This is a genomic window from Microcystis sp. LEGE 00066, from assembly GCF_015207925.1.
Classification (GTDB): domain Bacteria; phylum Cyanobacteriota; class Cyanobacteriia; order Cyanobacteriales; family Microcystaceae; genus Microcystis; species Microcystis ichthyoblabe_A.
This window is the reverse complement of the sequence record NZ_JADEVX010000176.1, coordinates 1-8,756: the sequence shown is the minus strand read 5'-3', so window position 1 is coordinate 8,756 and position 8,756 is coordinate 1. Positions and strand designations below refer to the sequence as shown.

At 37.1% G+C, this 8,756-nt stretch carries 12 protein-coding genes and 1 pseudogene; all 13 read left to right on the top strand.

What is annotated here, in order from left to right:
* Positions 1 to 104 (top strand): annotated as a pseudogene (locus IQ224_RS19010) (IS1 family transposase); the annotation flags it as partial.
* Positions 105 to 462: 358 nt separating this feature from the next.
* Positions 463 to 2,187: an AarF/ABC1/UbiB kinase family protein gene (locus IQ224_RS19005; protein ID WP_161491778.1), complete on the top strand. Its 1,725-nt coding sequence runs from the start codon at positions 463 to 465 to the stop codon at positions 2,185 to 2,187.
* A gap of 3 nt (positions 2,188 to 2,190) precedes the next feature.
* Complete coding sequence (locus tag IQ224_RS19000) at positions 2,191 to 2,616, top strand: hypothetical protein (RefSeq protein WP_036402353.1); 426 nt, start codon at positions 2,191 to 2,193, stop codon at positions 2,614 to 2,616.
* A gap of 5 nt (positions 2,617 to 2,621) precedes the next feature.
* Complete coding sequence (locus IQ224_RS18995) at positions 2,622 to 4,118, top strand: hypothetical protein (protein ID WP_002747080.1); 1,497 nt, start codon at positions 2,622 to 2,624, stop codon at positions 4,116 to 4,118.
* 227 nt (positions 4,119 to 4,345) lie between these two features.
* On the top strand, positions 4,346 to 4,576 hold the full coding sequence (locus IQ224_RS18990) for a DUF433 domain-containing protein (protein WP_002747082.1): 231 nt from the start codon (positions 4,346 to 4,348) through the stop codon (positions 4,574 to 4,576).
* A 3-nt stretch (positions 4,577 to 4,579) separates the two neighbouring features.
* Positions 4,580 to 4,945 (top strand): DUF5615 family PIN-like protein, encoded by a 366-nt coding sequence (locus IQ224_RS18985; RefSeq protein WP_002747084.1) that lies wholly within the window; start codon positions 4,580 to 4,582, stop codon positions 4,943 to 4,945.
* Positions 4,946 to 5,169: 224 nt separating this feature from the next.
* The gene (locus IQ224_RS18980) at positions 5,170 to 5,445 is read left to right on the top strand and encodes a hypothetical protein (protein ID WP_002784322.1); all 276 of its coding nucleotides are present in this window, start codon (positions 5,170 to 5,172) and stop codon (positions 5,443 to 5,445) included.
* Positions 5,442 to 5,807: a clan AA aspartic protease gene (locus IQ224_RS18975; protein ID WP_036402356.1), complete on the top strand. Its 366-nt coding sequence runs from the start codon at positions 5,442 to 5,444 to the stop codon at positions 5,805 to 5,807. Before IQ224_RS18980 ends, IQ224_RS18975 begins: the two co-directional genes overlap by 4 nt.
* A gap of 556 nt (positions 5,808 to 6,363) precedes the next feature.
* Positions 6,364 to 6,603: a hypothetical protein gene (locus tag IQ224_RS18970; protein ID WP_002747091.1), complete on the top strand. Its 240-nt coding sequence runs from the start codon at positions 6,364 to 6,366 to the stop codon at positions 6,601 to 6,603.
* Positions 6,596 to 6,985: a type II toxin-antitoxin system VapC family toxin gene (locus IQ224_RS18965; protein ID WP_036402359.1), complete on the top strand. Its 390-nt coding sequence runs from the start codon at positions 6,596 to 6,598 to the stop codon at positions 6,983 to 6,985. The genes IQ224_RS18970 and IQ224_RS18965 overlap by 8 nt, the downstream gene beginning before the upstream one ends.
* 99 nt (positions 6,986 to 7,084) lie before the next feature.
* Positions 7,085 to 7,504, top strand: a complete 420-nt coding sequence (locus IQ224_RS18960; RefSeq protein ID WP_002747095.1) for a hypothetical protein — start codon at positions 7,085 to 7,087, stop codon at positions 7,502 to 7,504.
* A gap of 192 nt (positions 7,505 to 7,696) precedes the next feature.
* Positions 7,697 to 8,185: a type II toxin-antitoxin system VapC family toxin gene (locus tag IQ224_RS18955; protein WP_002747097.1), complete on the top strand. Its 489-nt coding sequence runs from the start codon at positions 7,697 to 7,699 to the stop codon at positions 8,183 to 8,185.
* Positions 8,186 to 8,187: 2 nt separating this feature from the next.
* Positions 8,188 to 8,391 (top strand): hypothetical protein, encoded by a 204-nt coding sequence (locus IQ224_RS18950; RefSeq protein WP_002747099.1) that lies wholly within the window; start codon positions 8,188 to 8,190, stop codon positions 8,389 to 8,391.
* Positions 8,392 to 8,756: the final 365 nt, after the last annotated feature.

Here is an 8,756-nt window from a genome sequence, read left to right as displayed (position 1 = left end):
ATTCAATTCGATTACTAATTCACTACCTAAAATTTGAGGATGTTCCAGTTCCTTATTCAAATAACAGAAGTTATTTTCCTCTGAATGCTCGCCATTTTGCCTAATCATACCTTAATTCAGCAACGCCGAAATCTTTATTAACAATGGGGAGTGATCTGCATCGAACTTTTTCGCTCGAACACCCCAAAAAGCTTATGCTGTAAGGAGTTCAGCCAGCTTGTCCCCCTGTCAGATACCTTACCCGAAATAATAGTGAAATTTTGTGACAAAGTGCAGCCAGATATAAGAATCTTTGCTAGACTCCTAGAAGGCTTCTGTGATAAGTCTCCTTAAAGGAGATTGTTTGCAGTAAGCTAATCTGGCTAACACGCTATTAAATCTCAAAACTTGCACACTAATTCCCGAAATATGTCTGTTACCAGTAATGCCAACGTACTTATGAAGCCACATACTACAAAGAGAATGTCTAGTATAAAAGAAGAATATAAAGAGCTTTACTGGAAAATAATTTCCAATAAAAAGAGATTCTATCCTCTTCTACCTACAATAAAACGAATATTTGAGATAGGTTTATTTGCCGCAGAAGTCTATTTTCGCTTTATCGTCTTACCAAGTTTATGCTTATCAAGAGATAGATTTTTTTCGGAAAATAAACGAAAAAAATATTTAGAACAACAAGGAAAATGGTTAAATAGAAAACTGCAGGGGATGGAAGCAGTATTTATTAAAGCAGGGCAATTTATGTCTCTAAGACCAGATATACTAGACAACGAAATCTGTGAAAAATTAAAAGAGTTGCAAGATAAAGTCCCAAGTTTTTCACCAAAATTAGCCAAACAGATTATTGAAAGAGAATTAAAGAGTAAAGGAAAAACATTTGAGGAGTGTTTTTCACATTTTGAAGAAGATCCTATTGCAGCAGCCAGTATTGGACAAGTACACAGAGCTATTCTTAAAGGTTCTGGGAAGCAAGTTGTTGTTAAAGTTCAAAGACCCAAGGTCTTTGATTCAATTAAATGCGATCTCGTACTATTTCGGCAATTAATTGTTTTCATTCAAAACAGAATTGAAATAATTAAAAGACTAAATAGAGTTAAAATAAATGATTGGATTGAAGTAATTCAAAAGCAAAATCTGGTAAGAATATTTGATGATTATGCAGTGCTTCTTTTATTAGAAACCAATTACTTACACGAACTCGAAAATGCAGAAAAATTTCAAAAAAACTTAGCCCCAGATACTAAAGTAATAATTCCCAGCGTGTATCGAGATTTTTCATCCCAAAAGATTCTCACGATGGAATATTGTAAGGGAGATAAACTATCTGGAGAAGGTGATTTTAACTTCATTAACAAAAATACAAAAAAGAAAATTGCCCGCATAGCTGGAGACTGTTTTGTAAAGCAAGTTTTAGACAATGGTTGGTTTCATGCTGATCCACATGGAGGTAATCTAGCAGTTACGACTTCTGGGGAGTTAATTCTTTATGATTATGGGATGGTTTTAGAGTTGCCGACTGAGCTAAGTGAGAAGTTTAGTGTTCTTACTGTTGCTTTCGTAATTCGAGATGTCAACAAAATCGTAGAGATACTAATAGAGCTTGATATTGTCGATTCAAGTATTAACAAACCAGAATTAGCTGAGTCACTTAACCTCTTACTGGTTCGACTTTTGTCACAACCTATTACAAACTTGTTACTTGAAGATATTTTCGATGATATATTTGAAATTGTAAGATGTTACAAAATGCGTGTTCAAGCTGAAATTGTGATCGTAATTAAGGCTGCTATTACCTTGGAAACAATTGTTAAGAAACTCGATCCTTCCTACGATTTTACGTACTCAACAATTCCTTATGTTTGGAACTTTGTTCAAAAAGAGATATCCAATAGCTCGTCTTCAGAGAGCTTAAGGTTGTTATGGGATCATAGAGATATTCTTTTTCGGTTAGCATTAGATAATGCCCCTTCAATCATATTAGATAATACCCAGCCAATATTAGACTTATTCAAGGTTTCTGAGAATAAAAAAGAAAAAAATGCAATGTTTACTTTAGATTTCTTTTCCATTTTTGGTTTCTATGTAGTTTTGATTTTCTTGATAGGGTCTCTTGAAAACTTATTTCTTAGGTTTAGCTCAACATTATTAATTTCATCCGTTGGCTTTTTTCTATTGCTCAGGAGATAGAATATGGTGAATAAAGAATTGAAACTTAAAAAATCAATTTCAAACAAGGCCAATTTATATTATTTCATGTTTTTGGCAAATTTATACACTTCGATTGGTTTCGATTGGATTCTCATAGGGGCAAGTTTTTTCTCAGCCATATCAGTTACTCTTAATAATTTTGATAAAGTTATCATAGCTTCTACAGCTGCTATTCCAGGCACTATAGTTTTAACAAAGCATACTTTTAAGTTTGATGAATGGGCAAATTGGCATTGTATCTTTTCACAAAGACTTAGAGGTTTAAGCCGAAAACTTGAATTTGAAGAAGCTGATTTGTCACAAATCAGCCAATATTTGACAGATTTAGAGCTAGAGATGGAATCAATAAAACCAAATTTTATTAATATCCATTTTAGACAACATTCAAACTTTGATATCAAAAAATAGTTATTATGAAAATTAACCAATTTCCTCCTCTAAATTCATTTGATGAAGCCAAAAATATGGCAACTCAACACTGGAGTCAGTTTACCCAATGGTCATATGAAACAAATATTTCATATGAAGGAATTATCTCACATCTTGAGCAAATATATAATGAGATGATTCAAAATAGAGAGAGGTATGATAATTCTAGGTCTTCTAAAGTAACAAGGCTTTTAAATGAATATGAGTTGGCTAAAATTTATAGACATTTCAGAGATTTTGGGTCTCTAAGAAACTTTAATTCCAAAAAAGATATAGATTTTGATACGATCATCTTCATTGTTCTTAATGAACTAAATTCTTTGAGCGAAAATAAACTTGAGAAATTATTTCCTACTCTTGAAGAAAAAAATTTCCTGACTATATTTCTAGAAGAGGAACAATTCACAAAAAATCTCTACCAAAACCTTATGAAGCATCCCAAATTAGGGATTTACTTTTTATACTTAGGGGATGAAGTATTTTTTAAAGCAACTGACTTTCTTAGAATAAATTTGAAGCAAACTCTTAATTATATTCCTCCCGACTCCTTAGACAGTAGTGGTTTATCTAAAATGTTTCGAATTATAACCGGGGTTCTGATCTATGCTTATTATGCAAATGATTTTGAAATGACAGAGCAAAGCTTTTTAAAAATCTTAAAAATCAGCTACTACTTCAGCGTTAGTCACCCACTAATAGATAATATATTAGACTCAAATAAAATTTTGTCTGAGAAAGAAAAGAAGATTTTTGGAGACTTTATTACTGATATTTTAAATGGCCAAGATGTTTCAAAAAACATTCCTAATATTCAATTCATGAAAGAGCTTTATAGGTGCTGTCATGAATTACAAAAATTGGTTCCGTTTTCTCAAAATCAATCTGTGTACAATTACATGAAGATAACTCATTTAGCTCAATGTGAAGATAGCTACTTAAAAATGGAGCAAAAGATTAATTCCGATGAACTGTTTATTAATATGCTTCTCAAAGCTGCTTTTATTAGAATTTCGGCAGCTTCTCTGACAGAATACTCTATAGATAGAGACTTTGTTCTCAACTCTTTGGTTATGGGATTAAATAATCAACTTTCAAATGATTTAGAAGGGACACTAGAAGATTACAAAAATGAATTGGCTACACCATATACTCTATATTTAAACAATGCAATTTCAGTTAATCCTATAGATATTACTATGCAATATATGCTATTTTCTTCGAGCTTTTATGAAAATTCGGACTTATTTATACGAGTTTCATTATTAAGGTTTGTAGAAACAATACGTGAATTTGTCAAGAACTATGGAAAAAATCAATACCAGATATTTTTAAACAAGGTATTAGATCATAGTATTTTAGCTAGTCAAAGACATTTATTAAACAAAATTGGAGAAATAAGTTTTTATGGTTCTGATGTTCACCAAGAAACATTTTTATTAGACTATTTTGATAACGCAGCCAAAAAATATATTTCGAACTAGGATTAAGTTAGAATTAAATCGACAAACATTGAATCTTCAGCGCGATCGCTGATCTTGTAGGGTGCGTTCCCTAATGTGGCTCCTACTGCTCCAGCGATCGATTTTTGGGGAACGTACCATGCACATTGATTGAAGCTGTGATACCAAATCCTGTTATAATAAAACGAGATATAGGGTGCGTCCCACGCAGCCTTGACCTTTTTGAAAACACTTTCAATGATGTAGCTATGGACTGGGAAAATCGAATTACAATAAATCCCTATATTTTGGTGGGAAAACCTATCATTAAAGGAACAAGGATTGCGGTTGAATTTATCATCGATCTTCTCGCCCAAGGTTGGAGTGTTGATGAAATTCTGCGAAACTACCCAGGTATTACAGTAGAAGATATTCAAGCTTGTCTTAGCTATGCTAGTGTAATGCTCAAATCTGAGAAAGTCTATGCTATTCCTGCTTAACTGATGCGTTTTCTAGCGAACGAAAATTTCCCCCTTGATGCGGTTGAAGCCCTACGACAAAATGGCCATGATGTCCTGTGGATTAGGGTGGAATCCCCCGGAATCTCGGACCAGGAAGTTTTAAGTCGCGCCCAGGCAGAAAATCGTATTCTCTTGACATTTGATAAAGATTTTGGAGAACTCGCCTTTCGTTCAAGGTTGCCGGCCAGTGTTGGTATTATTTTGTTTAGAATAAGAGTACCTTCTGGATCTGTAGTCGCTGAGAAAGTTGCCAAGGTTATCTCATTGCGGGATGACTGGTATGGACACTTTACAGTTATTGAAGAAGACAAAATTAGAATGAGAGACTTAACGGTGCAATCACCGTAGGGTGCGTTCCCTAATGTGACTCCTACTGGTCCAGCGATCAATTTTTGGGGAACGCACCATGCACATTGATTGAAGCTGTGGGTTAAAGTGCGATACCGAAGGCACTGGGTAGCAGTACACCAATCTTGTCGAGACGTAGTAGGATGGGCATTAGCTCATCCTACAGACCTGTGAGATATTATAGAGAGGTCTCCAGAAGTCAAATCGTAATCAGGAGTTAGTATATGCAAGCCATCCTTTTAAGCCGTGAAGAAGTTGCTCAACGTGCAGAGAAACTGTACGAAAGCAGAATCCGCCAAGAGGTGGAAGTTGAAGAAAACATTGGCAAGATGGTTATCATTGACATTGAAACAGGTGACTACAAAGTTGATAAAAATGGCTTACACGCTGCTGACTTATTGAGCGAGAAACACCCCCATGCTCGGCTCTTTGGGATCAAAATTGGCTACAACGTTGCTGCCGCTTTTGGTGGGGGTGTTATGGAGCGTGTAGTTAAGTGATTTTAGGTATTGTGGCGAATGGACACCCGATCATCACTATCCCATTTCGGATTCCAAATCGCGCCGACTTTCCGATTGAGTTTGTAGTAGATACAGGATTTACAGATGAGCTTTGTTTACCACCCGAAGCAGTAGCATTACTGAATCTTCCTTTCAGGTACGATATGCGTGCGAATTTAGCAGACAACAGCCAAGTAATGCTGCCTCTTCACAAAGCAGTTATTATCTGGAATGGTGAGGAGCGAGAAACTCGTGTATTTGCCACAGGACGGCGCCCCCTGGTTGGAACTGCTTTATTAGATAGCCATGAACTTGTGATTCAGTTTACGGAAGGTGGGTTGGTAACGATTGATGATTTGTAGTGCGATGCCGAAGGCACTGCGTAGCAGCACGCCGATCTTGTAGGGTACGTTCCCTCATGTGGCTCCTACTGCTCCAGCGATCGATTTTTGGGGAACGCACCATGCACATTGATTGCAGCTGTGATCCCAAATCCTGTTATAATAAAACGAGTAAAGACGAGGTTTTAGACCCGATTTTTTTGATACCATTTAGTGAATAATCGACCTCTGGTAAGCTAGAGAGCGCCAGAGCAGGGAGAGTAGAGCATTTGTACTAAATTTTCTCGTCTTTTTTCTCCTCCTGTCTCGGATTCTCCTCAGCTAAGGTCAGATTTTTGATTTTTGCAGGAGATCTATAGCGGTTTTCCCAGAAGTGAGTCCCGATTGAATCTATCAAGGGATTTACGATACCTTACCCGAAATAATAGTGAAATTTTGTGACAAAGTGCAGCCAGATACAAGAATCTTTGCTAGCTTTCTAGAAAGCTTCTGTGATAAGTTTCCTTAAAGGAGGCTGTTTGCGGTAAGCTAATCTGGCTAACACGCTTTTGGGCGTGATATAGGGGAGGATACAACCATGACTCATGAGATTTTAGGTGAATTTTTATCTTTGCCTGCTGAAGCACAGAGCCAAGTAGTCAGCCTGATCGCTTTTTTGAAACAAAAGTACATATATTCTGAACCTCTGTCTGCATCGTCAAATGTTGATTTAGTTAATGATCCCTTTGTTGGAATGTGGCGCAATCGTCAAGATTTAGATAGTACTACTTGGGTGCGAAATTTACGAGAAAGCGAGTGGTCAAAGACAAATGGCTAGTTCAACTATCGTAGATACCGACATAATCATTGATGTTGGTCGTGGTATTGCTGAAGCAGTCAATTGTCTGCAAAGGCTACAATCAAGTTCCAGATTAGCAATTAGCGTAGTTACACAAATGGAACTAATTGTTGGCTGCACTAACAAGTCAGAGTTACAGACGCTGGAAAAATTCCTTCAACAGTTTGATGTAATCAGAATTGACCAACCTATTTCAGACAAGGCGGTTGACTTACTTCGCTTGTATCGGCTAAGTCACGGTTTGCTGATTGCCGATGGCTTGATTGCAGGTACAGCAATAATATGGAATTACCCTTTTATCACCAAGAATCAACGAGACTACCGATTTATTCAAAATTTAAATGTATTACCCTACCCTTAGCGAAAAGCCTAACTAGACCGTTATGCCGCAAGTCCTCGGTGGAGGGTGTAAACAGGGCTAGTTCATCGGTATCTGAAGTTAAAAAAGGAGAATTGGTTCTTGAGCGAGGATAAAGAATATCAATGGCTTCAGTTTGAAAAACTGATAGATTTGCATAAATTTTATTTTGAAAATTTAATCAAATCCGCCTCTTTTTCCTTTGGAATTATTGGGGCGATTTTGACCTATGTAATCAGCGCTAAACTTAGCGAAAACTTAATCCGGCTTGCTCTTCAACTACCATTTCTACTCAGCATCGGGACGTTCATTATGTTTTGTTTCGGCACATGGAAGACTTGGGATTTGTCAAATTGGGTGAAGCATCATCAGGTAGAACTTGGAATTGATTGGCGACCTCATGCCGAAACTTTAACCTATATGTCAATCGCGTTTGCTCTATTGTTCTTAATAGTAGCCATTGGTCTTGGAGGACTTATTGCAAATCCCTCAATGCTAAAAGCCGTAGGGTGCGTTCCCTAATGTGAATCCTACTGCGCCACCGATCGATTTTTGGGGAACGCACCATGGACATTGATTGAAGTTGTGGGTTAAAGTGCGATACCGAAGGCACTGCGTAGCAGCACGCTGATCTTGTAGGTAGGAAACCCAATTCCCTCAAAACCAAGATTAAATGCAGTAGGATAGACGTGGGATAGATTTTCTCTTATTGCCGTGAGCGAAACCGTCTATATTGAAACCAGTATTTTGGGTCATCTAACCGCAAGACCAACAGAAAACCTGATTCTTGCCGCTAACATTAAGATTACACAAGACTGGTGGGATGAGTATAGTAGTTCATTGGTTCTGTACGTTTCGGAAATTGTTGAAGATGAAGCATCGAGAGGCGATCCAACAATTGCTACTCAAAGACAGAACTTGCTACAGTCCTTGATTTTTCTCGATCTAACCGAAGAAGCGATCGCTCTAGCACAAGAATTCTTACAACAAAGCAACCTACCCCCCAAAGCCTCTAATGATGCCTTACACATGGCACTAGCAAACGTTTATGGCTTAGACTATCTACTAACATGGAATTGTAAGCAGATGGCAAACGCTCAAATCCAAAGAAAGCTATCTCAAATTAGTATTGAGTTTGGATACAGGCTACCATTTGTTTGTACCCCTTACGAGTTCATAGGATTTAAGCTTCGGGGAGAATAACTATGTATAAAGATGAAATTGTCGAAGAAATTCATAAATATAGAGAAGAATACGCAAAATCTTTTAATTATGATCTCAAAGCAATATTTGACGATCTTAGAGAAAAGCAAATTGCCAGTGGACGTAAAGTTATTAAGCTCCCGATCAAGCGACAGTATAACAAATCACTGCACCCGACCGAGAGTGCGATCGTCTTCACGCACTGAAAGTTATTAGCGGCGGGTGAGTTCAACCATTGGCTGGACAGTGCGATGCTGAAGGCACTGCGTAGCAGTACGCTGATCTTGTAGCTTGGGTTGACGAAAAGAAAACCCAACAACTTCTGGTTTAATCCCCTCCGCCACCTCAACGATAGACACCCCCATTGCTCAGGGTAAAATGAAGCAGCAATTCTCATTTTGAAAAAAATTCAGATAAAATTCTCTTATTTAAATAGAGAACTTGTGTAGAAGCATTATTTTTTGACAGATAATTATCATCCAACGCTGGAGATAGACAGGTTTTAAGAACTTTGTCCATGAAAAATCGATTTCAACTCATAAATCTGGATGAAATTCTAACAAAATTTTTA